The organism is Brevundimonas sp. MYb52 (genome assembly GCF_002979535.1).
In the GTDB taxonomy this organism is placed as follows: Bacteria; Pseudomonadota; Alphaproteobacteria; order Caulobacterales; family Caulobacteraceae; genus Brevundimonas.
Genome location: NZ_PCPB01000002.1, coordinates 111,675 through 137,136, shown reverse-complemented (window position 1 = coordinate 137,136; position 25,462 = coordinate 111,675). Strand labels below are relative to the sequence as shown.

The 25,462-nt window shown below is 68.5% G+C and carries 23 protein-coding genes; 12 read left to right on the top strand and 11 right to left on the bottom strand.

The window, feature by feature from the left end; genetic code table 11:
- Nucleotides 1–15: 15 nt before the first annotated feature.
- From CQ039_RS04015 to CQ039_RS03995, 6 genes are all read right to left on the bottom strand, one after another.
- Nucleotides 16–2,733: a class I SAM-dependent DNA methyltransferase gene (locus CQ039_RS04015; RefSeq protein WP_369831546.1), complete on the bottom strand. Its 2,718-nt coding sequence runs from the start codon at nt 2,731–2,733 to the stop codon at nt 16–18.
- Nucleotides 2,734–2,936: 203 nt separating this feature from the next.
- The gene (locus CQ039_RS16960) at nt 2,937–3,497 is read right to left on the bottom strand and encodes a type IIL restriction-modification enzyme MmeI (protein ID WP_369831541.1); all 561 of its coding nucleotides are present in this window, start codon (nt 3,495–3,497) and stop codon (nt 2,937–2,939) included.
- Between the two features lie 57 nt (nt 3,498–3,554).
- The gene (hutI, locus tag CQ039_RS04010) at nt 3,555–4,766 is read right to left on the bottom strand and encodes an imidazolonepropionase (RefSeq protein ID WP_369831545.1); all 1,212 of its coding nucleotides are present in this window, start codon (nt 4,764–4,766) and stop codon (nt 3,555–3,557) included.
- The gene (locus CQ039_RS04005; protein WP_105690006.1) at nt 4,766–5,197 is read right to left on the bottom strand and encodes a hypothetical protein; all 432 of its coding nucleotides are present in this window, start codon (nt 5,195–5,197) and stop codon (nt 4,766–4,768) included. Before CQ039_RS04005 ends, hutI begins: the two co-directional genes overlap by 1 nt.
- 2 nt (nt 5,198–5,199) lie before the next feature.
- Entirely contained in the window at nt 5,200–6,090 is an 891-nt protein-coding gene (locus CQ039_RS04000) for an agmatinase family protein (RefSeq protein ID WP_233190293.1), read from the bottom strand.
- Nucleotides 6,091–6,095: 5 nt separating this feature from the next.
- Entirely contained in the window at nt 6,096–6,794 is a 699-nt protein-coding gene (locus CQ039_RS03995; RefSeq protein WP_105564296.1) for a UTRA domain-containing protein, read from the bottom strand.
- Nucleotides 6,795–6,883: 89 nt separating this feature from the next.
- On the opposite strand from CQ039_RS03995, the gene hutU reads away from it, so the two are divergent.
- From hutU to CQ039_RS03975, 4 genes are read left to right on the top strand one after another with little or no spacing between them, the layout of a single operon-like run.
- Nucleotides 6,884–8,548, top strand: coding sequence for a urocanate hydratase (hutU, locus tag CQ039_RS03990; protein WP_105564344.1), 1,665 nt, complete (start codon nt 6,884–6,886; stop codon nt 8,546–8,548).
- A gap of 4 nt (nt 8,549–8,552) precedes the next feature.
- Nucleotides 8,553–10,085 carry a histidine ammonia-lyase gene (hutH, locus tag CQ039_RS03985; protein ID WP_105564295.1) on the top strand — a complete coding sequence of 511 codons (1,533 nt, stop codon included), beginning with the start codon at nt 8,553–8,555 and terminating at the stop codon, nt 10,083–10,085.
- A gap of 20 nt (nt 10,086–10,105) precedes the next feature.
- Nucleotides 10,106–10,747, top strand: a complete 642-nt coding sequence (locus CQ039_RS16955) for a CatB-related O-acetyltransferase (protein WP_105564294.1) — start codon at nt 10,106–10,108, stop codon at nt 10,745–10,747.
- 60 nt (nt 10,748–10,807) lie between these two features.
- Nucleotides 10,808–11,284, top strand: a complete 477-nt coding sequence (locus tag CQ039_RS03975) for a hypothetical protein (protein ID WP_105564293.1) — start codon at nt 10,808–10,810, stop codon at nt 11,282–11,284.
- Here the strand turns inward: CQ039_RS03975 and CQ039_RS03970 are convergent.
- From CQ039_RS03970 to CQ039_RS03960, 3 genes are all read right to left on the bottom strand, one after another.
- On the bottom strand, nt 11,268–12,029 hold the full coding sequence (locus CQ039_RS03970; RefSeq protein ID WP_105564292.1) for a peptidase: 762 nt from the start codon (nt 12,027–12,029) through the stop codon (nt 11,268–11,270). The two genes, CQ039_RS03975 and CQ039_RS03970, sit on opposite strands and share 17 nt — an antisense overlap.
- A gap of 63 nt (nt 12,030–12,092) precedes the next feature.
- Complete coding sequence (gene fni, locus CQ039_RS03965) at nt 12,093–13,124, bottom strand: type 2 isopentenyl-diphosphate Delta-isomerase (RefSeq protein WP_105568010.1); 1,032 nt, start codon at nt 13,122–13,124, stop codon at nt 12,093–12,095.
- A 20-nt stretch (nt 13,125–13,144) separates the two neighbouring features.
- The gene (locus tag CQ039_RS03960; RefSeq protein WP_105565012.1) at nt 13,145–14,992 is read right to left on the bottom strand and encodes a PPC domain-containing protein; all 1,848 of its coding nucleotides are present in this window, start codon (nt 14,990–14,992) and stop codon (nt 13,145–13,147) included.
- Nucleotides 14,993–15,085: 93 nt separating this feature from the next.
- On the opposite strand from CQ039_RS03960, the gene folD reads away from it, so the two are divergent.
- From folD to CQ039_RS03935, 5 genes are all read left to right on the top strand, one after another.
- On the top strand, nt 15,086–16,009 hold the full coding sequence (folD, locus tag CQ039_RS03955; protein ID WP_105565013.1) for a bifunctional methylenetetrahydrofolate dehydrogenase/methenyltetrahydrofolate cyclohydrolase FolD: 924 nt from the start codon (nt 15,086–15,088) through the stop codon (nt 16,007–16,009).
- Nucleotides 16,010–16,114: 105 nt separating this feature from the next.
- On the top strand, nt 16,115–16,819 hold the full coding sequence (locus CQ039_RS03950; RefSeq protein WP_105565014.1) for a LemA family protein: 705 nt from the start codon (nt 16,115–16,117) through the stop codon (nt 16,817–16,819).
- Nucleotides 16,820–16,874: 55 nt separating this feature from the next.
- A complete protein-coding gene (locus CQ039_RS03945) occupies nt 16,875–17,546 on the top strand; it encodes a YgcG family protein (protein WP_369831540.1) in 672 nt (223 codons plus the stop codon).
- Complete coding sequence (locus CQ039_RS03940; RefSeq protein WP_233190205.1) at nt 17,546–18,244, top strand: TPM domain-containing protein; 699 nt, start codon at nt 17,546–17,548, stop codon at nt 18,242–18,244. Before CQ039_RS03945 ends, CQ039_RS03940 begins: the two co-directional genes overlap by 1 nt.
- 44 nt (nt 18,245–18,288) lie before the next feature.
- On the top strand, nt 18,289–19,029 hold the full coding sequence (locus CQ039_RS03935) for an endonuclease/exonuclease/phosphatase family protein (RefSeq protein WP_105563250.1): 741 nt from the start codon (nt 18,289–18,291) through the stop codon (nt 19,027–19,029).
- Here the strand turns inward: CQ039_RS03935 and CQ039_RS03930 are convergent.
- Nucleotides 19,014–20,486, bottom strand: coding sequence for a phospholipase D-like domain-containing protein (locus CQ039_RS03930; RefSeq protein WP_105563251.1), 1,473 nt, complete (start codon nt 20,484–20,486; stop codon nt 19,014–19,016). The genes CQ039_RS03935 and CQ039_RS03930 overlap by 16 nt on opposite strands.
- 137 nt (nt 20,487–20,623) lie before the next feature.
- Here CQ039_RS03930 and CQ039_RS03925 point away from each other — a divergent pair, with 137 nt between their 5' ends.
- The 3 genes from CQ039_RS03925 to CQ039_RS03915 all read left to right on the top strand — a co-directional run bounded on the left by CQ039_RS03925 (nt 20,624) and on the right by CQ039_RS03915 (nt 24,230).
- Nucleotides 20,624–20,803, top strand: a complete 180-nt coding sequence (locus CQ039_RS03925; protein ID WP_105563252.1) for a hypothetical protein — start codon at nt 20,624–20,626, stop codon at nt 20,801–20,803.
- A 145-nt stretch (nt 20,804–20,948) separates the two neighbouring features.
- A complete protein-coding gene (locus tag CQ039_RS03920; protein WP_105563253.1) occupies nt 20,949–23,519 on the top strand; it encodes a tipN in 2,571 nt (856 codons plus the stop codon).
- Nucleotides 23,520–23,636: 117 nt separating this feature from the next.
- Nucleotides 23,637–24,230 carry a hypothetical protein gene (locus CQ039_RS03915; RefSeq protein ID WP_105563254.1) on the top strand — a complete coding sequence of 198 codons (594 nt, stop codon included), beginning with the start codon at nt 23,637–23,639 and terminating at the stop codon, nt 24,228–24,230.
- An 18-nt stretch (nt 24,231–24,248) separates the two neighbouring features.
- Here the strand turns inward: CQ039_RS03915 and CQ039_RS03910 are convergent, their stop codons facing one another.
- Nucleotides 24,249–25,415 (bottom strand): MFS transporter, encoded by a 1,167-nt coding sequence (locus CQ039_RS03910; protein WP_105563255.1) that lies wholly within the window; start codon nt 25,413–25,415, stop codon nt 24,249–24,251.
- Nucleotides 25,416–25,462 lie beyond the last annotated feature (47 nt).

Here is a 25,462-nt window from a genome sequence, read left to right as displayed (position 1 = left end):
AAGCCGACGCTAACATCAGACGCGGCGCGGGGTGAACCATCCGTCCGACGTGCGCTGCACAGATCCAGCCACGGCCAGAACCGCCAGAGTCTGTTCGATACGATCTTCCATCCGCCGTCCGCGACGACCGCCAAATCGGGCCGCCAGGGCGCGCGGGCCGACCGGCACGCCTTCTTGCCGTAAGGCGTGCAGCAGGGCCGAGGCCATCGCCCCCGGCGCCTCGGGCAAGGACGGCAGGCTGGCCGAAACATCGAGCGTCGCTTCGATCTGCACCGCACGACGCGAGGTCTTCACGCGCCCGGCCTGGAAGTCGGGACGCAGGAACCGCACCTCGCCACGCGCCTCCTCGACGGCGCGCTCGCGGTTCAGGGCGACCAGACGCGCCACCACCTCCTGCGCCGACAGGTCGGCCGGCCAGCCGTAGGCCGCCATGACCGCCGCATCGAGGCGCCGATGCAGATGGTCCAGCAGGCCGATGCAGCCCGCGTCGTGAATCACGCGCTCGGCCTCGGTCAGGGGCGCGCCAGCCACCAGCCGCGCCCGCGCGTTGTAGAGGCCGGTCATGGTCAGGAAATCATGCTGCGCCATGACCTTGGTTCGCAATCCGTCGATCTCGTCGGCCAGGATCTCGATCTCAGCCCTGGCTCGCCCTGACAAATCTGGAAAGGGGAAGGCGTCGAAACAGGCGCCCTTCACATAGACGGCGTCGCCGTCATAGACGCCGATCCGCGCCGAGTTGACCACAAACCACTGCTGATGCAGACGCGAGGACAGGACGCCCAGAATGGCCGCGTCGTCGCTGGCGACCACCACCAGCTTGTTGTCCGGCAGGATGTCCGCGTCCAGAAACCGGAACCAGCGGTGTTTGGCCGTCTCGACGGTGGCGATGAAGCGGCCCAGCCCTTCCAGCGCCGGACGCAGCTCGCGGCGCGGTTCGCCGAAAATCCACCAGTTGTCGCGATAGGAGGCCCGGTTGTTGCGGTCCCGCTCGGGCTTCACCGTTTCCAGCACGTGCTGAAAAATAGCCGGGTGCCGCCGCCTTGCCTCGCCCTCCTCCCAGCCGAACAGGTCGATGACGTTCACGCCGCGCGGACGGTCCGCTAGATCGCGCCCGTTGCGATAGGCTCGGATCGGCGAGACCGCCTCCGGCTCCGACGCCGACAACAGGGCCGCCGCCCGATCCGGCGCGACGATGAAGCCCGCCCCCATCAGTTGCACCCCGCGCATGGCCAAGGCGGCGTTGGCTTTCAGCGGCACGGCGTCAGACACTGGCGCACTGACTGACAAGTCCGCCGAGATCGTCCCCCTCTCCTCGCTAAAGACGATTTCCGGCGCGTCGGTATGCAGCCCCGTTTCGGCTGCCACGCTTAGCAACCGCCCCTGCCCGTCCGGCTCTCCGCGCTCGGCCACGGTCATGGCGATGCGGACGGCGGCGCGATCCCCGCCCTTGATCCAGGGGTGGTCGGGAATAGCGAAGGTCAGCCGCATCGGCGGCTCGCCCTTCAGGTGATGCTCCAGCACCCGGCGAGAAAAGGTCTGGGTGATCGAGTTGGTGGTGATGAAGCCGAACCGGCGCAGGCTGGACCCCTTGGCCGTCAGGATATCCGCCGCCCGGTCCCACCAGGCCGTGACCAGATCGGCCGAGCGGAACCGCCCCTGCCGCACCTGCCACAGGGCGTCGACATAGCCGTCGCCCAGCTCGCGCCTCAGGTCCTTGCCGCCAATGAAGGGCGGGTTGCCGATGATGAAGTGGACGTCCGGCCACGGCGTCGGACGCGGGTCGATCAGACGAACGACCTCGCGCTCGTCAGCCTTCGCATCAAAAAGCGTCGGCGCGGCGCCCTCCCTCTGCCGAGGCCGCGCACGCATAACCGGTCGCCCCGCCGCATCGCGCACCAGTTCCTCGCGCGTCCAGGACAGCAAGGCGTCCGTCTGACGAATGCGCTCGAAATTGCGCAGGATCGGCTCGGACGGCTTGGCCTCGCCATAGACCCGGAAATGCCATTGCAGATAGCCGATCCACATCACCATCTCGGCGATCCAGGCGGCGTAGGCGTTCTTCTCCAGCCCCCAAAACTGCTCGGGACTGACCGTATGGCCGTCCAGCGCCAGCGAGCCCTGCGCCTCCCCCATCTCGGCCAGAACCGCCAGGACCTCGCCTTCCAGCTCCTTCATCATGCCCATGGCGACATAGAGGAAATTGCCCGTCCCGCAGGCGGGGTCGAGGACGCGAATACGGCACAGATCGCGATGGAAGTCGCGCACCATCCGCCGCGCGCCCTTGTGATCGCCCGCCATGAACAGGCCGATGGCGCTGGCCTCGGCCGCCTCCCAGTCGGCGCGCAGCGGCTCCATCAGCGTCGGCTCGACCAGACGTTCAACATAGGCGCGCGGCGTATAGTGGGCGCCCAGTTCCGCCCGCTCGTCCGGGGCCAGAGCCTGTTCCAGAAGGGCGCCGAAAATGGCCGGCTCGACCGAGGCCCAGTCGCGCCGGGCGGCGGCGATCAGAGCCTCCAGCTCGTCCTCGGTGATCGGCAGGGCGGCGACGTGGCGGAACAGGCCGCCGTTGAAGCGGCGCAGGGTCTGGCGAATGGCTGAACAGTGCCCGCCCTGATCCATCCGCCGAAAGAAGTCGCCCGCGCCCAGATGAAACTGATCCGCCTGACCGCGATAGCTTTCCAGAAAGCGGCGGAAGCCCCTGTCCTCTATCAGGCCGACGCTGTCGGCGAACATGGCGAAGATGCATTGCATGACGAACAGGGCCGTCTGATTGGCGCGCGCCGCCCTCGTCACGGCATCGGGCCGCCCGGACGGTCCCGCCGGCGCCCGCGCACCGATGGAGCGGACCAGCCAGGCCAGCCGTCCGGCGATGTCGGTCGTCACCTCGGCCACGCGAGCGGCGGGGTCGAGACTCATCGGGTCGGACCAGACGCGCCTCAGCCGATCCCGCACCGCCTCATCGCGCAGATGGGCCATCTCGATGCGATAGCGGGCGCGGTCGGGAAACGGGACATAGGCCTTGCCCTGTCGCCCGAAGTCCGACCACAGCTCGATGGCCCGGCCCACATCGACGACGACGATGAAGGGCGGCCACTCGTCCAGGGCCTTGGCGTAGTTCTCGGCCTGACGCTTGGCGTGCGCATCAGGGTTTCCAGCGCGTTGGACGGCCCCGGCGCCGCCTTGCGTCCGCGCCCGCCGAACAGGGCCAGTTGCGGCTGCGGGTCCAGCGCCCCGCCCGCCCCGCGCTTGCCCGACTGCTTGGCCTCCAGCACGAAGGCGCCGCGTCGGTAGCAGTCGATATAGCCGGGATGACTGCCGCCGTCCTCATGCAGGAACTTCACCGGCCGCTCGAAACAGTAGTCGAGGTCGCCGGTCCGCTCGTCGTCTGGCGCCGCCACGCCGATCAGGCGGCACAACTGGGCGACGAAGGTCTGGTAGTGGGCGCGTTCGCTGATCGGCGCCTCGGACCAGCGGCGAATGAAGTCGTCTGCATCCATGGATTGTCGGCCTCCCCGCCAACAACCCTAGATTAGAATAACGTCGAAATACAACCTTTAGGTGATTGCGCCGCCCAGGTAGCGGCGATGCAGGAGTGGCGCGCCGAGCCAGTAGCAGAGCTCGGCCGGGCGGGTGATGTCCCAGACGGCGAGGTCGGCGGCCTTGCCGGGCTCGATGGTTCCGGCCTCGTCCGGCAACCCCAGGGCGCGGGCGGCGTGGCGGGTGGCGCCGGCGATGGCTTCTTCCGGGGTCAGGCGGAACTGGACGCAGGCCAGGTTCAGCGCCGCCGTCATCGAGGCGACGGGCGAGGTGCCGGGGTTGCAGTCGGTCGCCACGGCCATGCGCACGCCGTGCTGGCGCAACAGGGCGACGGGCGGCGCCTTGGTCTCGCGCAGCATCAGGAAGGCGCCGGGCAGCAGGACCGCCACCACGCCCGCCTCGGCCATGGCCTGAACGCCCGGCTCGGTCGTGTGCTCGATATGGTCGGCAGACAGGGCGTGATAGCGGGCGGCCAGGGCCGCGCCGCCGCCGTCGGACAATTGGTCAGCGTGCAGCTTGACCGGCAGGCCCAGGGCCTCGGCCCTGTCGAACAGGCGGGCGACCTCGTCCGTGGTGAAGGCGATGGGCTCGCAATAGGCGTCGACGGCGTCGACCAGACCCTCGGCGTGGGCAGCGGGCAGGATTTCATCCACAGCCTTGTCCACATAGGCGGCGCGGTCGGCTTTGTGCTCGGGCGGGACGGCGTGCAGGCCCAGGTAGGAGGTGCGGACCCGCACCCCGGCCTCGCGCCCGATGCGACGGGCGACGCGCAGCATCTTCAGCTCGCTGTCGTGATCCAGACCATAGCCGGACTTGATCTCGACCGTGGTGACTCCCGTGGCCTTCAGCCCCGCCAGACGCTTGCAGGCCGAGGCGTAGAGGTCGTCCTCGCTGGCTGCGCGCGTCGCCTTGACCGAGGAGACAATGCCGCCCCCGGCACGGGCGATCTCTTCATAGGTAGCGCCCTCCAGCCGCCGCTCGAACTCGCCCGAACGGTCGCCGCCGAAGACCAGATGGGTGTGGCAGTCGATCAGCCCGGGCGTGACCCAGCGGCCGCCCAGACGGTCGGTTTCCACAGCCTTGTGCACAGGCAGGTCCGCGCGCGGCCCGACCCAGGCGATGCGCCCGTCCTGGATCAGGATGGCGGCGTCCTCGATCGCGCCATAGGGGGCGCCGTCCTCGGTCATGGCGGCGACGTGGCAGTCGGTGATGAGGCGGTCAGCGAGGATCATTGGCGCTCTTCCGCCTCCAAACGATCAGCGGTTCTGCGCATGCGCGCCGCCATCTCGGGATCAACGATTTCGGACGGATAGAATGCTGAAAGAGCCCAGCCGCCCCAGAACCAGCCATCGAATTTGTGTGTGGGGCGAACCCGCTGGGCGAAGACGATGGTCAGCCCCTCATCGGCACGGCCGCAGTCTTCAGGCCAATCTTTCAGTCGGCGGGGCGGCGTCAAACCATCGATCACGGTGATACGATGATACGTGCTCATGTAGCCGCCGGAGACCGGCACCGCCCGCGCGAGGTAGATGCTGTCAGCGGTAGATGCCAGGCGACGCTGGAGCTCAAGGGTCTGCTCGAGCGTGCGATTGACGGCTTCACAGGCTCCCGCGGGGGAAGCAGATACAGCAAGGCCCGCTACCGAAGCCACTAACAGCATCCTCATCGGCTCTGGATCCCCGCAAGCAGTTCACAGAACCAGCGCCCGACGGTCAGGGAACCAAGGTCCCCGACTTCCAGCGAGGGGTCGTATTCGGTCAGGTCGACGGCGCGCACCTTGGGGCAGGCGCCGATGGCGCGGGCGGCGTCGAAGAAGTCGTGGACCGAGACGCCGCCGGGGCGGGCGCCGGGGCTGGCGGGCCACTGGCTGCGGTCGATGACGTCGATGTCGAAGTCGACGTAGATGACCTCGCACAGCGACGACAGGCGCTCCAGTTCCTCGACCACCACGGCGGCCAGGCCGCGCTGGCGGCACTCGCGGGCGGTGCGGACGCTGATGCCGGCGGCCTCTGCTTTCTCATGGGCGCGGCGGGTGTTGGCGAAGGGGGCGAGGCCAACCTGGCTGATGCGATGACCGTCCATGCCGTCGTCCAGCAGGGCCTGGATCGGATTGCCGTTGGTCAGGCCCTGGTCCGTGTCGCGCAGGTCGAAATGGGCGTCCAGGGTCAGAACGCCGACGCGGTCCAGACCGAGGGCATGGACGCCAGGTCGGGTGATGGCGTTGTTGCCGCCGACAAGAATGGTCAGGGCGCGATGGGCCTGCGCCGCCACCGCGTCGCGCACGGGCTCAAAGGCGTCGAAGGGCGAGACGGCCTTCAGCGCCACGTCCCCGGCGTCATGGACCAGAACGTCCAGCTCCAGCCCGGTCTCGACGTCATAGGTGGACAGGCGCGGCAGGACGGCGCGCAGGGTCTTGGGGCCGAGGTCGCAGCGGCCCGGCGTCAGAGAGCGTTCGTTCAGCGGCGCCCCGATCAGGGCGACCGGGGCGTCGGGATGGTTCCCCACCAGATCGCCGACAGAGCGCCAGCCGAGGGCTTCAGACGGTTGGCTCATCGGGGTCATCCTTTGGTCGGAGAGAAACGGGCGACCAGATCATAGGCCGCGCCGGGGAAGGTCTGCCACGCCCAGGTCACGCCCTGACCGTCGCGCCAGGTGCGGCGCTCCAGCCGGAGGCAGGGCGCGCCGTCGGACAGGCCGAGGTGGGTCGCCGTCTCATGGTCGGCGCCGACGGCGGAAATGCGGTGCTCGGCCTCGGTCCAGGGCATATGGGCCAGCAGCCAGCCGCCGGGCGGCTGGGTGGTGAAGTCGGCGGCCTCGGCCTCGGGCGCGGCGCTCAGGGCGATCAGGCGGCGCTCGAAGACAAAGGGAAGATCGTCGGCCAGATGCAGGGTTTCCAGCTCGATCACGCGCTGGCCCAGCCCCTCGTCGGCGCGAGCGGGACGGACGATGCGGCCCAGCAGGCGATGGGAATAGGCCAGCCCCCTGCCCTCCACCTCGGACTGGATGTCGGGGATGGCGACAAGCGCCGACGAATGCACCGGCGGATGGGCCACCACCGTTCCGGCGCGACGGCGGCGCACCACCAGGGCCCGCGCCGACAGGTCGGTCATGGCCCGCGACACCGTCATGCGGGCGCAGCCGTATTCGGCCATCAGCTCGGCCTCGGTCGGGATACGGAAACCCGGCCGCCATTCGCCCGAGGCGATGCGGCGTTCGATATCGCCGGCGATCCGTCGATGAAGCGGCTCATGATCCATGAATCGAAACTGCCTCTTGCACGCGATAATGTCTAGACATAACACTGAGCCCAAGACACGACGGCGACCGACGCCGCATGGAGGATTCGATGGCCACCCCCAACACCCGCATCATCCGTAGCCCGCACGGCTCTGAAAAGACCGCCAAGACCTGGGCCGCCGAGGCCGCCATGCGGATGCTGATGAACAACCTCGACCCCGACGTGGCCGAGCGCCCCGAGGACCTGGTCGTCTATGGCGGCATCGGCAAGGCGGCCCGCAACTGGCAGGCCTTCGACACCATCGTCGAGCAGTTGCAAAAGCTGGAAGCCGACGAGACCCTGCTGGTCCAGTCGGGCAAGCCGGTGGGCGTCTTCCGCACCCACGCCGACGCCCCGCGCGTCCTGATCGCCAACTCCAACCTGGTGCCCAAGTGGGCGACCTGGGACCACTTCAACGAGCTCGATAAGAAGGGTCTGGCCATGTACGGCCAGATGACCGCTGGCTCGTGGATCTACATCGGCACCCAGGGCATCGTTCAAGGCACCTATGAGACCTTCATGGAGGCGGGTCGCCAGCACTATGGCGGCGACTGGTCGGGCAAGTGGATCCTGACGGCGGGCCTCGGCGGCATGGGCGGCGCGCAACCTCTGGCCGCGACCATGGCCGGCGCGTCCTGCATCACCATCGAGTGCCAGCGCAGCCGCATCGAGTTCCGCCTGCGCACCCGCTACGTCGACGTCATGGCCGAAACGCTGGACGAAGCCCTGGCCCTGCTGGAGCAGTCGTTCAAGGACAAGAAAGCCTTGTCGATCGGGCTCTTGGGCAACGCGGCTGACCTTTTGCCTGAAATAGTCAAGCGCGGCGTTCGCCCCGATCTGGTGACCGATCAGACCAGCGCCCACGATCCCGTCAACGGCTACCTGCCCTCCGGCTGGACCGTCGCCGAGTGGGAAGAAAAGCGCGTCAGCGACCCCGCAGCGGTCGAGGCCGCCGCGCGCAAATCCATGGCCGTCCACGTTCAGGCCATGCTCGACTTCCACGCCATGGGCATCCCCACGGTCGACTATGGCAACAACATCCGTCAGGTCGCCTTTGATGAAGGCGTGACCAACGCCTTCGACTTCCCCGGCTTCGTGCCCGCCTATATCCGCCCGCTGTTCTGCCGCGGCATCGGCCCGTTCCGCTGGGCCGCCCTGTCGGGTGATCCCGAGGACATCCGTAAGACGGATGCGGCGATGAAGAAGCTCTTCCCCGACAACGCCGGCCTGCACCGCTGGCTGGATATGGCGGGCGAGCGTATCGCCTTCCAGGGTCTGCCGGCGCGCATCTGCTGGATCGGTCTGGGCGACCGTCATCGCGCGGGCCTGATGTTCAACGAAATGGTGGCCTCGGGCGAGCTTTCCGCCCCCATCGTCATCGGCCGCGACCATCTGGACTCTGGCTCCGTCGCCAGCCCGAACCGCGAGACCGAGGCCATGATGGACGGCTCGGACGCCGTGTCCGACTGGCCGTTGCTGAACGCCCTGCTGAACACGGCCTCGGGTGCCTCGTGGGTGTCGCTGCACCACGGCGGCGGGGTCGGCATGGGCTACAGCCAGCACTCGGGCGTCGTCATCGTCGCCGACGGCACCGAGGAAGCCGCCAAGCGTCTGGAGCGCGTGCTGTGGAACGACCCGGCCACCGGCGTCATGCGCCACGCCGACGCCGGATACGAAATCGCCAAGGACGCCGCGCGCGAACATGGCCTGAACCTGCCCTCGCTGGACCTGTAAGCCTATGACCACCACGATTGAAATCGGCGCCGCGCCGCTCACCCTCGCCCAGCTTCGCTCGGTCCTGAACGGGCCGGTTAAGGTCAGCCTGACCGACGCCGCCTGGGCCAATGTCGAGAAGGGCGCGGCGGTCGTCGCCGCCATCCTGGCCGAGGGCCGCACGGTCTATGGCATCAACACCGGCTTTGGCCTGCTGGCCAACACCAGCATTGCGGCGGAAGATCTTGAAACTCTTCAGAAGAACCTGGTGCTCAGCCACGCCTGCGGCGTGGGCGCGCCGCTGGACGAGAACGTCACCCGCCTGCTGATGGTGCTGAAGATCGCCAGCCTGTCCAAGGGCGCCTCGGGCGTTCGGCGGCACACGCTGGAGACCCTGATCGGCATGGTCAACGCCGGGGTCCTGCCGCTGATCCCGTCCAAGGGTTCGGTCGGCGCCTCGGGCGACCTGGCCCCGCTGGCCCACATGTCTTGCGTCCTGATCGGCGTCGGCGAGGCCCGCTATCAGGGTCAGGTGCTGGACGCCGTTTCGGCCCTGGCCAAGGCCGGGCTGAAACCCGTCGTCCTGGGTCCGAAGGAAGGTCTGGCCCTGCTGAACGGCACCCAGTGCTCGACGGCCCTGGCCCTGGCCGGCCTGTTCGCCACCGAGGACGTCTTCGCCGCCGGCATGGCGGCCGGCGCCCTGTCGGTCGACGCCCTGCTGGGTTCGGACGCGCCGTTCGATCACCGCATCCACGCCCTGCGCGGTCAACCGGGACAGATCGACGTGGCCCGTCGTCTGCGCGAATTGCTGACCGGCAGCGCCATCCGCGACAGCCACCGCCACGACTGCGCCAAGGTCCAGGACCCCTACTCGCTGCGCTGCCAGCCGCAGGTCATGGGCGCGACCCTGGATGTCCTGCGCAACGCCGCCGCCATGCTGGAGCGTGAAGCCAACGCCGTGACCGACAATCCGCTGGTCTTCATCGAGGACGGCGATGTCATCTCGGGCGGCAACTTCCACGCAGAACCCGTTGCCTATGCAGCAGATCAGATCGCCATGGTTCTGTGCGAGATCGGCAATATCAGTGAGCGCCGCACCTCCATCCTGGTCGATCCCAAGATGACCGACCTGCCCGCCTTCCTGGTCAAGGACAGCGGCGTGAACTCGGGCTTCATGATCGCCCAGGTGACGGCGGCGGCCCTGGTGGCCGAGAACCGCATGGTCGCCCACCCCTGCGTCATCGACACCGTGCCGACCAGCGCCAATCAGGAAGACCATGTGTCGATGGCCACCCACGGCGCGCGCCGCCTGCTGGACATGGCCGCCAATACGGCGACCGTGGTGGGCATCGAACTGCTGGCCGCAGCCCAGGGCATCGACTTCCGTCGTCCGCTGACCTCGTCGCCGGAACTGGAGCAGACCTACGCCATCGTGCGCGAGGCGGCCCCGGCCTATGATCAGGACCGCTACTTCGCGCCGGACATCGCACGGGCCACGGATGCGGTGCGGGCCGGTCGTTACCGCGCCTTCGCCGGCGACCTGCTGCCCTCGGCCTAGATCTCGGCCAAGCCCCGCACATGGACGACATCAAGCACTGGTCGAAGGTGGAGTATCTCCACCAGAGCGTGACCAACCCGAACATCCATGTGCGGGGTCAGCACTCCTATTACAGCGACGCCTGGACCGGCGATTTCCAGTCCAGCGTCGTGCGTTACCTCTATGGCGACGCCTACAGTCTGGCCGCGTGGGAATCCCAGTGGCCGGTCGATCAACTGCATATCGGCGACTATGTCTGCATCGGCGCCGAGGCCGTCATCCTGATGGGCGGCAACCATACCCACCGCACCGACTGGTTCAGCCTCTACCCCTTCATGGAGGTCATCGGCGACGCCTATGTCGGCAAGGGCGACACGCGCATCGAGGACGGCGCCTGGATCGGGATGCGAGCCATGATCATGCCCGGCGTCACCATCGGCGAAGGCGCCGTGGTCGCCTCTGGCGCCATCGTCACGCGCGACGTGGAACCCTACACCATCGTCGCGGGCAATCCGGCCAAGCCGGTACGGACGCGGTTCGACGCCGAGACGACGGCCCTGCTGCTGTCCTTGCGCATCTACGACTGGCCCGAGGCCAAGTTCGAGGCGCTGCGCCCCCTGCTGACGGCCTCGGACCCGCAGGCCTTGCGCGAGGCCGTCGCCGCCTTTGATCGCGACAACTGACGGCGTGGACCCTATCGGTCATTCGTGCGCTTCAGATGCGAAGGCGTCAGGATCGGATGGATGACGATGAAGGCGACGACGGCGACAATCGCGACGATAGGCCTGGCGGTCCTGCTCGGCGGCGGCTGGATGCTGTGGCGCTCGACCTCAATCGCCCACGGCCCCGCTCCCAGCGGCCCTTCGATCCATGTGGAGGTGGTGGCCCCGATCGAGCCGGAACTGGCGCCCAGCCCCATTCTGGCGGTGGGCGAACTTAGCGACGGTTATGAGCATGACCCGGAGCGGATGCTGCCGCCGGCGCCCTACGGCGCGGATGAGACTGCGCTGGACAGCGCCTGGGTCGAACCGACCGCGCCCCTGGCCCTGCCGTCCGTGGTGGTGATCAGCGAGCCGGCGCCCGCACCCGCGCCGCGGGTCGTGCGACTGGACCCCGACGACTACAGCTTCGGCTTCGACCGCCCCTTGCCGGAAGCCGTCGCGGAGACGGCCCCGATCGCTCCGACCGGGGCCGCCGCCGACATCAACGGCGCGAGGTGACGCTGAGGGTGTAGTCGCCCTCTTCCGCCGAGCCGAGCGTGTTGGCGCGGATCGAATAGGTCCCCGGACGCAGGGTCTGGACGATCTGGGCGCTGGTGCCGCCGCCGCTGTCGTCGTCGGTCGCGAGAGAGTCGCCGTCGCACTGAGGGCCCTCATAGAGGCCCAGATAGGCGTCGAAGTCCCCGGAATCGAGACGGACCGCCACGCTGCCCGCCCGCGCGATCGTCAGAGCGTAGCAGTCGTAAAAAGAACCGTCGTCGGCGCGGCGGTCGCTGAACTCCAGACGGCCCGAACGGCTTTCGCCGACCGCGATCGGCAGGACCTGGGTGGTCGGACGGATGCGCTCGCCCGCCGAGACGCGCAGCTCGTAACGGCCGGTCTCACCCTCGCTCAGGGTGTTGGCCTTGATGATCCACAGACCGCCGCTGGAGGCGAAACGCACCTGGGAGTTGGTGCCCATGTCGGGGCCGTCATCGTTGGACACCGAGGTGTCGTCGCAATCCGCGCCAGCCCCTGCCGACAGGAAGGTGTCGAAGTCAGACGAACTAAGCGTGACCGTATAGGCCTCGTCCGGGTTGGTCTGAATGACGTAGCAACGGTAGTGCGAGCCGTCGCCCATGCGGGCGTCTTTGGCGCTGAAATTGCCCTGAATGGTCTGGCCGGGGCGGATGGTGCTCTGGGCCGAAGCGGCGCCGGCGACCGCCAGGGCCGAGGCCAGGACCGTTGTCATCAAAAGAGTGCGCATAGAGGGGGAGTCTCCGTGGATGTTCCGAACCAGCGCCCTAAAGCGAGCGCCTAAACAGTTGATTTATTTTACACTTAGCAAGGGAACGCGTTTCAGGGCCGCCACGCTGGCGGCGTTGGTGCAAAAACAGACGGTCCGCAGTTGCCGGATCACCGTCTGGAAATGGGCGATCACCGCCTCGGTGGATTCCGTCGCGGCCTGAATGACGCCCGAAGCCATGCCGACCACATCGGCGCCCAGGCGAACAGCCTTGGCCACATCGACGCCGTCGCGGACCCCGCCCGAGCCGATGATCAGGGCGTCGGGCAAGGCGTTGCGGGCCTCGGCGATGGCGCGGGCGCTGGGGATGCCCCAGGCGGCGAAGGCGGCGGCGTGGGCCTTGTCCGCCGGATCGGTCGCGCGCTCGCCCTCGATCAGGCCCCAGTTGGCGCCCCCAGCCCCGGCCACGTCCACGCCCGCCGCCCCCATGGCGATCAGGCGCTGGGCGGTGACGGCCGATATGCCCGCCCCCGTCTCCTTGACGATGACTGGCGCGTCCAGATCACGGATCAAGGCCTGAAGCGCCGCGCCCACGCCCCACCAGTCGCGGTCGCCCTCGGGCTGACAGGCTTCCTGCAGGGGATTCAGATGCACCACCAGGGCGTCCGCCCCGATCATGTCCAGCGCCCGCTTGGCCTCGTCCAGCCCGAACCCGCGTGTCAGTTGGGCCGCGCCGATATTGGCCAAAATGGGCGTGTCCGGCGCCCGGTCACGCAGGGCGCGGTCCAGCCCGCCGCTGGCCCCGCCTTCGATGGCGGCGCGCTGCGAGCCGACCGCCAGGGCGATGCCCAGATGCTGAGCCGCCTCGGCCAGACGGGCATTGATGGCCTCGGCCCTTGCGGGACCGCCAGTCATGGCGCTGATCAGGAGGGGCGCCTGCAGACGCCGCCCCAGGAAGTCGGCGCCCAGGTCGATCTTGGCGTGGTCCAGATCCGGCAAGGCTTCATGGACGAAACGCCAGTCGTCGAAGCCCGACGACTGGGCGTGACGCCCGCCGCCGGACAGCACCACGTCCAGGTGCTGATCCTTGCGGCCCAGGATCAGGTCGTCGCTCATCGCGCCCTCCCCATCGGCCGTCAGGGCTGGCGCTCGACCGTCAGCACATAGTCGCCGGTCGAAGCGGCGGCGAAACTGCGGGCGCGCACGACATAGGTTCCGTCGCGCGGCGCGGTCCAGTCCAGGCGGGCATGGGTATCCGACAGGCTGTCGTCGTCCTCTTCCAGGCTGCGGAAGTCGCCGTCCTTGTCCTCGCCCACCTCGACCACGGCATCGAATGCGGCGGAGATCATGGTGAAGCGTAGCTTCTCGTCCGCCTTGGCCTTGAAGGTGTAGGCGTCGAAGGAAACCCCGTCGTCATTCATGGCGTCGGCCTCGGACAGGCTCCCGCGCGCGGTCGAGCCGACCAGCAGGCTGCCCGGCCCCGGTTCCGGCCCACGGTCAGCGAACTCCAGCGAATACAGCCCCTTGCCGCTGCTGGAATAGGGCAGAGCGCGAAGCACATAGTCGCCGTCTTCCGGCAGGGTGAAGGTCAGGCGGGCGTCCGTGCCCTGACGCAGGCCGTCGTCGTCGGAGGCCAGTTCCTCGAACTCCTCGCCGGCTTTGGCGACCTGCAGCAGGGCGTCGAAATCGCCCGAGCGCATGATGGCCTGGACGCGCTGGCCTTCGGTGCCCGTGAAGGCGTAGCCGTCATAGAGCCGCCCCTGATCGTCGGTCGCGCCGCCTTCCTTCAGGTCGCCCTGCACCGTCTCGCCAAAGCTGAGTGCGGTCGGCGGCGGCGGCGGGGCCACCTCCTCGATCTTCAGGTCATAGCTACCCGTGGCGTCCGAGAAGCCGCGCGCCTCAATCAGATAGTCGCCGTCTTCGGGCAGGACGAAGGTCAGGCGGGCGTTCAACTCGCCGCCGCTGTCGTCATCGGTGGCCAGGCTGTTGTGATTGACGTCGAATAGCTCGAGATAACTATCGAAATCGTCGGCCTTCAAGCTGATGGCTACGCGCTGACCCGCGCGGCCGGTGAAACGGTAGAGATCGGCGGAAGAGCCGGAATCGCTCTTGGGAGTGTCTTCGCTCAACCGGCCGCTGACTTCCTCGCCGATCGCGATGCTGCGCGCCTCGGGGGCCGGGGGGCCCTGCTCCAGCGTCAGACGGTAGTCGCCCTCGCTGTCGCCGCTGACCGAAGTCGTCTGGATGACGTATTCGCCAGCCTGGGGCGCGGTGAAGACAAGGTAGGAGTTCAGCCCCTTGCCGTCGCCGTCGTCATTTTGAGCCGCCTGTACGAAGGAGCCGCCGACGATCCGCCCGACCCGGACCACCGGATCGAAGTCGTCGGATTCCAGCAAGATCGCCACCCGATCGCCGGCGTTCGCCCGGAAGGCATAGGCGTCGAACGTCTTGCCGTCTTCGTCCTCGGCGTCACCGCTGGTCAGACGGCCGTTCGCATAGTCGCCGACAGAGATGCGGCCGGGCCGCGGCTGGCGCGGCGCCACGCGCTCGCTGAGCGCCAGGGTGTAGGCCCCGGTCTCCAGCCCGGAGAAGGGCCGCGCGCGCACGATATAGACGCCGTCGCTTTCCGGCGTGAAGCGAAGGCGGGCGTTCATGCCGCTGCCGGCGCCGTCATCATCGGAAGCGAGCGGCTCGCCCGTGGTGCGACCCTCGGCATAGACCGCCAGATAGGCGTCGAAGTCACTGCTGCGCAGTTCAGCCTGCAGCCGCTGGCCGGCGCGGAGTTGAACGCGATAGTCGTCGTAGCGATAGGCCTCGTTTCCGCGCGTGCGGGCGTCGCCTTCCTCAAGCCGTCCGCGAACCTCGGCGCCTATGCGGATGTCGGTCGCCGCCGATGCCGAGGATTGGGCGGAAACGGAGCCGGACGACAGCAGGGCGATAGCGCTGACGGCCCCGAACAGGGCCCCGAACTGAGAATGACGCATGAAAACCTCTTTGCTGGCGCTATCATAGACGCCGAACCGTAGCGGCTGTAAATCGCGGCCACGCTTTCCAGTTCCCGACGAATGGAGCCGATTATGGCTGACGAACCCGCACGCGCCTCGCTGATCGACGGCAAGGCCTTCTCGCTGACCCTGGTCGAGCGCGTCGCCGCCGCCGCCGCGCGGCTGGAAACGACCCACGGGGTCAAGCCGGGCCTGGCCGTGGTCATCGTCGGCGAGGACCCCGCCAGCCAGATCTACGTCCGCAACAAGGGCGAGACGACGCAGAAGGCCGGGATGCGCTCCGACACCCACCGCCTGCCCGACACGACGACCCAGGAGGAGCTGCTGGCCCTGATCGCGGCGCTGAACGCCGACGCGGGCATCCACGGCATCCTGGTGCAACTGCCCCTGCCCAAGCATATCGATTCGGCCGCCGTCCTCGGCGCCATCGACCCGGACAAGGACGTGGACGGCTTCCACGTCGTCAACGTCGGGCGCCTGGCGGTCGGCCTGCCGGGCATGATCCCCTGCACCCCCCTGGGCAGCCTGATGATGCTGAAAGACCAGTTGGGCGACCTGTCGGGCCTGAACGCCGTCATCGTCGGCCGCTCGAACATCGTGGGCAAGCCGATGGCGCAACTGCTGCTGGGCGAAAGCTGCACCGTCACCGTGGCCCACTCGCGCACCCGCGACCTGCCCGCCCTGTGCCGCACCGCCGACATCCTGGTGGCTGCTGTCGGTCGTCCCGAGATGATCAAGGGCGACTGGATCAAGCCCGGCGCCACCGTCATCGACGTGGGCATCAACCGCGTCCCCTCCAAGGACCCGGTCAAGGCCGCCGAGGGCAAGACCCGCGTCGTCGGCGACGTGGACTTTGCCGAAGCGGTCGAGGTTGCGGGCCGCATCACCCCCGTTCCGGGCGGCGTCGGCCCCATGACCATCGCCTGCCTGCTGGCCAACACCTACACCGCCGCCTGTCGCGCGGCGGGCGTGGAGCCGGAAGATCTGAACAGCTGAGGCGCCCCCCTGAGATCAAGCTAAAAATCCAGCCTTGAAGCGGAGCCTTTCCGCTCCGATAGTCTTTACCGGATCAGCGGTCATTGTGATCGCCGGAGGAGCTTCATGGCTGGATTCTCGCCCCGTCTCGCGGCTGTCGCCGCCGTCGTCGTCCTGACCCCCGCCGTGGGAGCCTGCGGCTACAACACCATTCCGACCAAGCAGGAACGGGCCGAGGCGGCTTGGGCCGACGTCCAGAGCCAGTATCAGCGCCGCTCGGACCTGGTGCCGAACCTGGTCGCCACTGTTCAGGGCGCGGCCATTCAGGAACGCACCACCCTGACCCAGGTGATCGAGGCCCGCGCCAAGGCCACCAGCGTCAACATCGACGCCTCCAACCTCGATAACGCCGCCGCCTTCCAGCAATATCAACAGGCCCAGGGCGAGCTGTCGTCGGCCCTGTCGCGGCTGCTGGTGACGGTCGAGGCCTATCCCCAGCTTCAGGCCAATCAGAACTTCCTGACCCTGCAGTCGCAGTTGGAAGGCACGGAAAACCGCATCGCCGTGGCGCGCCGCGACTACAACGAGGCCGTGCGCGACTACAACACCACCCTGCGCACCTTCCCGAGCGTGATCTGGGCCAAGACCCTGCATGGCGGATCGAAGCCCATGCAGTTGTTCACCGCCACCGCCGAGGCTCAGAGCGCCCCGACGGTGAACTTCAACCTCGGCGTTCCAGGCGCTCAACCCGGCGGCGGCGCGCCCGCGACGGCTCCGGGCGCCGCGCCCGGTTCGACGCCCCCCGCCGCTGCTCCGGCTCCGGCGGCCTGATCAGATCGGCATGACCCCTTCCGCCCTCATCATGAGGGACAGGCGCGCGCCGGGAGTGATCCCGGCGCTGCTGCTCGGCCTCGCCCTGTGGGTAACGGCCCTGCCCGCCCTGGCCGCCGAGATCCAGTTCCCCGCGCTAACGGGGCGGGTGGTCGATGACGCCCAACTTCTGAGCCCGGAACAGGAACAGGCCCTGACCGGCAAGCTGGCCACGCTGGAACAGCAGACCGGCGATCAGTTGGTGGTCGTCACCCTGCCCTCGCTACAGGATCAGGAAATCGAGGACTTCGGCTATCAACTGGGTCGTCACTGGGGCATCGGACAGAAGGAAAACGACGGCGGCGCGCTGCTGATCGTCGCGCCGAACGAACGCAAGGTGCGCATCGAGGTCGGCTATGGCCTGGAGGGCGTGCTGACCGACGCCTATTCCTCCATGATCATTCGCAACGACATCCTGCCGGCCTTCCGTACCGGCGACTATGCGGCGGGCATCATCGCCGGGACCGACGCCATCATCGTGCAACTGACCGCCGATCCGGCCGAGGCCCAGGCCCGCGCCGCCGAAGCGAAAAGCGCGGCCACCGAGCGCGAAAAGCCGATCCTGCCCGCCCTGATCATCTTCCTGATCTTCTTCTTCCTGTTCATCAGCCTGGTGGGTGCTGCTGCGGGCGGCAAACGGCGTCGCGGCGGCGGCTTCGGCGGCGGCGGCGCCTCGGGGGGATGGTGATGCAGTTCACTCAGCAAGATCACGCCCGCGTCGCCGAGGCCATCGCCCGCGCCGAGGAAAACACCTCGGGCGAGATCTTCTGCGTCGTGGCGCGGCAGGTGTCCTCCTATCGCGACGTCAGCCTGGCCTGGGCGGCGGCGGCGGCCCTGTTGCTGCCCCTGGCCCTGATCCCTCTGGGCTTCGGCGCGCACTGGCTGCCCAATCTGAGCAACCTGGGCAGCGCCGACTGGCAGGCGGCCCACGCCGCCGCGCGCGAGGTCGAGATCGGACAGGCCCTGGCCGCCTACGCCCTGGTGCAAGCGGCCGTCTTCCTCGGCGTCTTTCTGCTGACCCTGATCCCGGTCGTGCGGCGGTGGCTGACGCCCGCTCCCCTGCGCCGCACCCGCGTCCGACGTGCGGCTATGCAGCAGTTCCTGGCCCACGGCCTGCACGTGACCCAGGCGCGGACCGGGGTGCTGATCTTCGCCGCCTTGGCCGATCATCAGGTCGAGGTCATCGCCGACGAGGGCATCCACGCCTGCGTCAGCCCCGAGGTCTGGGCCGACGCCGTCGCCGCCCTGACTTCCGCCCTGCGCCGCGACCAACCGGTCGAAGGCATGCAGCAGGCCATCGCCCTGTGCGGTCAGGTTCTGGCGGAACGGTTTCCGCCCCGGCCCGCTGATACCAACGAGGTCCCCGACCGTCTGGTTGTCATCTAGACCGGCTAGACAGGCGGCGGGATCGACCGCGCCGACAAGGACCCATGCCCAGACTCGTCACCTACAATGTGCACCGCTGCGTCGGCGTCGACCGCAAGCTGGACGTGGCCCGCATCGCCGCCGTCATCGCCGAGCTGGAACCGGATATCGTCTGCCTGCAGGAACTGGACGTCGGCCGCGCCCGCACCAACGGCGTCGATCAGGCCCACGCCATAGCCGAGCGCCTGTCGATGGGCTTCCGCTTCCATCCGGCCATGACCATCGAGGCCGAGCTTTATGGCGACGCCATCCTGACGGCGCGGCCCGAGCGCCTGATTCGCGCCGCCGCCCTACCGACCCTGCCGAATCTGCGGGGGCTGGAGCCGCGCGGCGCCCTGTGGTCGGCTATCGACTTCGACGGGGTGATCCTCAATGTTTTCAACACCCATCTGGGCCTGGTGCCGCGTGAACAGAGACTACAGGCGGCGGCTCTGGTCGGACAGGACTGGCTGGGTGATCCGGCCTGCATCGGGCCGACCATCCTGACCGGCGACTTCAACGCCACCTCGATCACCCGCCCCTATCACGCCCTGACCCGGCGGCTGACCGACGCCCAGCGCGAACTGGGGCTGAAGCCTTCGGTGAAGACCTTCCCGTCCAGCTTCCCCGCCATCCGTATCGACCACTGCTTCGTCAGCCCCGAAATCCGGGTGACGGGCGCCATGACCCCCCTGCACCCGCTGGCGCGCACGGCTTCGGACCACCTGCCCCTGGCCATCGACTTCGAGTTTCAGACTCCCGCCTGAGGCCCTGTCAGCTTGGGCCGATGCGAGCGGTTCAACCGCTTCCACGGCCGCCAGGCATCCATTGAGGAAGCCGGATCGCCCAGTTGCCACTCGGCGATCATCCGCTCGACCGCCGACGGCGGCGTCGAGCCTAGCAGGGTCATCCGGTCCGAGCCGAAGGTCAGAACCGCCTGCCCGACCGAGCCCATGATGGCCTCGGCCTGCGCGAAGTCCTCGCCCGAGACGCCGATGAAGTGACCGATGGAACGCTGGCGAAAACGGCGAACCACTTCACGCCCAGCCTCGGTCGTCGGCTCGGCGGCCACGTCGCACTCGGTGTCTAGGCCCTGGGATCTGTTGTTCAGATTGGTCGAGCCGATGCGCAGCAGCCGGTCGTCGATAATCGACATCTTGGCATGGACGATGATGCGCTCGCCCTCGATCGTGCGGGGGCTGAAAGCGAAGAAGCGGTTGTAGCGATCGGCCTGCTCCAGCCGATACAGGACCTCGGCGCGGGCCGTGTCCATCGTCAGGCCGTCGAACCAACTGGGGCTGCGTCCGGTCGAGACCAGGACAATCTCCGGCCCATCTGGCTCGGCCAGCCGTTCGGCCAGGGCGGCGGCGATGACGGGAGAGGTGAAATACTGGTTCTCAAGATAGATCAGACGCTTCGCCCGGCGGATGGCCGCCAGATGCAGGGCCTCGTTCTCACGCACCTCGGGTCGTCCACGCACGCGCGGCTCCGTGCGGGCGATCCCCACCGGCACGTCGGTCAGGGCCGGCTCGACGCCATCGGGCCAAGGGTCGTCATCGGTTTCATCCGGCGCGGTGCGCTCCCAGGTGGCCCGGAACCAGCGCTCGCGCGCCAGATCGCCCAGGGCACGGGCCGCCGCCCCGTCCATGACGCTCATCACCTCATGCCGAGGGGCGCTGAACACGCCCGAGGGCTGGCAACGGCGAGGATCGTTGTCCAGATGCTCTGCCGTGTCCCAACGATCCGTTGCGATGTCGCCGCCGCCGCAGAAGGCCACCTTGTCGTCGATGATGATCACCTTCTGATGGTGACAGGCGCCCAGTATGCCAGGCTTATCGAGGCGGAACTCGACCGTGCGCTTCCTGAACCACCGCTGCGCCCGATGCGGATAGAAGCCCTGAGAGGCGGCGATCAGCAGCGGCGACTTCCAGATCAGCAGCCGCACATCCAGATCCGGCTTTTCGCGCACCAGCATTCGCAGTTGATGGCCGATCTCGCCACGATGGTCGGTCAATGGAGACTCGGGGTCCAGCCGTGTCCGCGGATCGAACTGCCAGCCCAGAACGACGATCGACTTCTTCGCCTTGCGTAACGACGACGCGAGCGCGTCGAAATAGGCGTTGTTCTCCATCAAGGGCGTAAAGCGGTCCGCCGTGGCCACGCGCCAGCAGTCGCGCCCCGGTTCGAGCAGGCTGCCGTCATAGGTGTCGCCCGGTTGATGCATTCCGCCATAGCTGTCTGATTCGCGTGACGATCCGCTACACGCCCGTTGATACAGTGACGCTCCAGCAGTTTTCGTTCCACGAATCCTACTCAATGGTGACGCTTCACAATGAGGCCCCATTCTGTCATGATGGGCGTATGCAAATGCTGCTGGATATGCTGGCTGGCCTGATTGCGATGCTCGCTGCGGCGGCGTTGTCGCAATTCGGCGTCGATTTGCATGCTCCGCGCCATTCCGAACGCGAAATTCAGCGCGTGCAGGACTGCAAGGAAGCGCCTGCCTCGACCATCGCGGTCGCGCCCCCCAGCGACTGCTGAACGGACGATCGCCAGGCGATCATCCCCGCTCTTCCCATGAAATCCCCTGCCGCCAGCCTTTGCGCGACCGGATCAAGCCGTTAGGGTCCAATCTCCGCGCGCCCTCGCCGCGTATCCGGCGAATAGTGAACGAGATCGACGCCCCATGAAGTCCAGCCATCGGCCGCCGCTCAACCTGACCGACCCGGAACCCGGCGAAGGTCTCGAAGAATCCGCCCCCATCATGGGCGCAGACGACGAACGCTTGAACGAGACGCCCGTCGAATTCGACGCAGAGCTTTCGCTGCCGCCCGCGCCTGACAAGCCCATGTCCGAACGTCGCCGCCGCCGCCTGCTGGAAGAACAACGCCTGGCCGATGAACGCGCCGCCGCCCTGCTTCAGGCCGAAAACGCCCCGGACCTGCCGCCTCTGGCCGTGTCCGCCGATGCGCCGCCCGCCGTCGTCGAGGACGCTGCGCCTCCAGCCTCCGTTGCGTCTCGCCGCGCCCCCGCGCTGAAGTCCGGCGGCAACGCCTATCTGATCGCCGGTCTGGCCTCAGCCCTGTGGATCGGCGGCGTCGCCTCCTGGTTCGCCTATGAGTTCGGGTCGGGCGCCGTAGCGTTGGAGCCCCTGCGTCTGGCCGTCTACGCCCTGATCGCCCTGGCCCCGGCCGGTCTGGCGATCATGCTGGCGCACGCCGTGCGTCAAGGCGCCAGCCTGGCGCTGGAAACCCGCCGCGCCCGCGACATGGCCGAGGCCCTGGTCGGGCCGACCGCCCTGGCCGCCCACCAGACCGGACAGGTGCTGACCAGCCTGCGTGGCGACATCGATCAGGCGGCCCTGGCCGCCGAACGCGCCCGCAACGACATGGCCCTGCTGCGCGAGGCCCTTGCCCAGGAAACCGTCCGCCTGAACGAGGCCGCCGAAAGTGCGGGCCGCACCGCCCGTCGCCTGACCGATCAACTTGGCCGCGAACGTGAGCAGATGGGCGCCCTCGGCGTGCAACTTGACAGCCAGGCCACCGGCGTCGTCGACGCCGTCGAGCGCCAGTCGCGCATGGTGGTGGACGCCTCCGACCTGGCCCAGACCCAACTGCGCGAAGCCGAGGCCGCGTTGGCCGCCCGCGCCGCCGACCTCGCCGCCGCCGCCAACGAGGCTCAGGACGCCGCCCGCGCCGCCGCCGACGACCTGGCCCGCCAGACCCTGCGCCTGGAAACCGCCGGAACCGGTGTGGCCGAACAGATCCAGTCCGTCGAGGAAGGCCTGAGCCAGCAACGCGCCTCTTTGGTCACCGCCGCCTACGCCCTGCGCACCGATCAGGAAGACTTCTCGGCTCAGATCGAGAGCCAGCGCGCCCAGTTCACCGAGCAGTTATCCCTGACCCGCACCGCCGCCGGCGAACTGAACCAGACAACCGGCGACGTCAGCGACGCCCTGAAGGCTCAGGTCGAGGCCGTGACCGATCAGTTCCGCGCCCTGGTGGACCTGTCGCAGCGCGAGGCCGACGGCTTCGACCACGCCACAAAGCTGGCGTTGGACCGCTTCGAGGCCCTGGCCGCCGAGGCCCGCGACCTTCTGGTCGAGGAGACCCGCCGCGCCTTGTCCGCCCTGCAGGCCACCGCCGAGGACCAGCGCGCCGCCGCCGCCGCCGCCATCGAACAGGCCCAGATCCGCGCCGACCGCCTGGGCGAATCCCTCTTCGACGCCGCCCAGAAGGCCGACGAAGCCGCCGAGGCCCGCATCGACGGCGCCCGCAAGATCGTCAATCAGACCGCCGACATGGTGGATCTGACCGGCGAGAAGGTCGTCGAGCGGCTGGAAGGCACCCTGGAACGCATGACCGCAGCCCTGACCCAGGTCGAACATGCCGTCGCCGAAATGGACGCGCGCGCCGATCGCCTGCCCCAGGAGGCCGCCGCCCGTGTGGACGCCGTGCGCGCCTCGGTCGAGCACGGCCTGGCCGCCCTGTCCGCCGCCTCGAAAAAGGCCGCCGAGGACACCGAGGCTCTGGAAACCGGCTTCCAAGATCGCGTGCGCCGCAACTACGAAATGCTGACCGAGGCCGTCCGCGTCATGGGCGTGGTGTCGGGCGACACCCCCGCCAGCCGTCGCCGCGAGCCCCTGTTGAGCGCCGCCGCCCCAGAAACGCCCCGATACAAGCCGCGCGCCGTTGAACCCAAGCCTGAACCCAAGGCCGCGGACGACCGCGGATTCGGCCTGCGCGGACGCCTGCGGCTGGAGCCAACCGAGGATGCGCCGCCCCCGCCCGCCAAGGACGAGCCGCTGGACTGGAACGATCTGGGCGAGACAGTCGCGGGCCACGAAGCGCCGCTGGAACTGGATGCTCCCGTGCCCGCCGCTGTGGCCGCGCCCGTGGACGCCGCCGCCCTGGCCAACCGTGTCACGGCCGCCATCCGCCGCATGGGGGTCGATCCCAACGCCCTTCTGCCGCGCGCCCGCATCGAGGAAGCCGCCCGCGCCCTGGCCCTGCAGGAACCGGATCGCGCCCGCCAGATCGTGCGCCGGGTTGCGCCTGCCGCCGTGCGCAGCGTCTCACGCCGCATTCTGGCCGACGCCGAATTGCGCGCCGACGCGGACGCCTATGTCCGCGCCTTCGGGCTGGAAATGCAGGACCATGCGCGTCGGGGCGACGCCCATGACGTCCAAGCTCGTCTGGCCACGGACGAAGGCCGCGCCTTCATGCTGCTGGACGCCGCCATCGGCGATCTGGGCTAGGGCCTGCCGCAAAGCTGTCGTATTTCACCCCAGCGGGCTTGACCTTCCGCCGGGTTTGACCGCACCGTTCCGGCCGCCGTCGCGTTAGTGTCACACAGGGTGGATTCCTTGCAGGATATGGAAACCGGGCTTCGCCCCGATCGACGTCCCGCCATCGCCATCTGCGCCTGGGACCCGAACTTCACCGCCTGGGACCCGGTCGAAGACCTGTCTGGCGATCCGTGGAACCCGGTCGGCGCCCGCACCCTGCCTGTGCCCGGCTCGAGTTCGACCGAAGCCCTGGCCGCGCAACTCAGCGCCATGATCGCCAGCGGCGAATGCGGGGCTCTGCTGCTGGTCGGCCGCACCGCCCACCCCGGTGCCTTCCGTCTTCAGATGCGGGCGGAGAACCGCTGCCTCGACCGCAGCGACCGTCTGGACCACACTGGGCCCGGAGTCGTGCGCGCCACCGCCCCCACCGCCGAGATCGTTCGCGACCTCGCCGCGGCGGGCCTGAGCGCCCTGGCCGCTTCGGACGCCGAAGAGGACGCCGGCAGCTATATCCTGTATCGCATCCTGAACGACCTGCCGGACGGCGCGGCTTCCCCCGCCATCGGCCTGATCCGCGCGCCCTCCGATGCGCCCAGCGCCAAGGTGCAGGCGGCAGTCAAGACGGCGGCCTCGGTCATTGCGCGCCACCTGGCGCCCCTGCCCCGCTCCAGCGCCGCCTGACCCTCAAGACGTGGCCCTCTAGGCCTGGGCTTTCGACAGCCGCGACTGGAGAACCAGACCGACCAGCCCGCCTGTGAACGCCAACCCGGCCATCGCCAGATAGCCTTTGAGGCCGAAGGCGTCATACAGCGGCCCCGAGGCCGCGGTCGCCAGTCCGATCAGCACCCCGGCCGACACCACGGAACTCAGCGTCTGGGCCGCCGTGTGATTGTCCGGCGGAGACAGGCGTTCGACGATCTGCACCCCGGCCAGATAGGTGGCGGCGAAGCTCAGCGCATGCAGGGTCTGAAGAGGCCAAAGCGCCCAGAGCGGAGGCGCGAACGCCATCAGGGTCCAGCGCAGGACCGCCGCGCCAGCGCCAACCAACAGCATAAGCCACGGCCCGATGCCGGCGCGTCGCCGCCACGGCTCGACCACCCACATGAAGCCGATCTCGACCACGACGGAAAAGGCCCACAGCAGGCCGGTCATGCTCTCGGGAATGCCCTGCGCCTTCCAGGCGATGGCCGAGAAGCCGTAGTAGAAGGCGTGCGCCGCCTGCACCGCGCCGACGGCGAAGATGGCGGTCATGAAGACAGGATCGACCACCAGCCGCCCCAGTCCCTTGAAGCGTTCCAGCCCCGGCACGCGCGGACCCTCAGTGACTGGCTCGGCGGGCAGAACGCGCCAGGCCGTCACCGCGATCAGCAGCGCCGCCGTGCCGATCCAGACGACGACAGCGTCAGGCGAGACCCGCGTCAGCAGCGCCCCCATGGCGACATTGGCCACAACAAAAGCCGCCGAACCGCAACCGCGCGGCAGGGAGAAGGGAAAGCCGTCGCGCTTGGCCACCCGTAGGGTCATCACGTCGCTGAGCGGGATCAGCGCCGCCGCCGCCGTGGCCCCGACGAACCAGCAGACGGCCCAGGCGACGAATCCATGAACCAGGCCCGCCCCGCCATAGCCCAGGGCCATCGCCAGCCCGAGCAAGGCGATGGGCGTGCGCCTGTATTTGAACCCGTCGGCCCAGACCGCCAGCAGCGGCCCGGTCACCACCCTCCCGAGCATGGGGATGGCCAGCAGGGCGCCGATCTCGGCTCCGCTCAATCCCTGGGAGCGAAACCACAGCCCCGCGAACGGCAGCGTCACCCCACTAGCGCCGAACAGCAGGACGTATTGCAGGGCCATGCGGGGGGCGGATTTCATCGCCGCTGCGATAGCAGACTCCCGCGAAGTTGTAGTCTAGACATTAG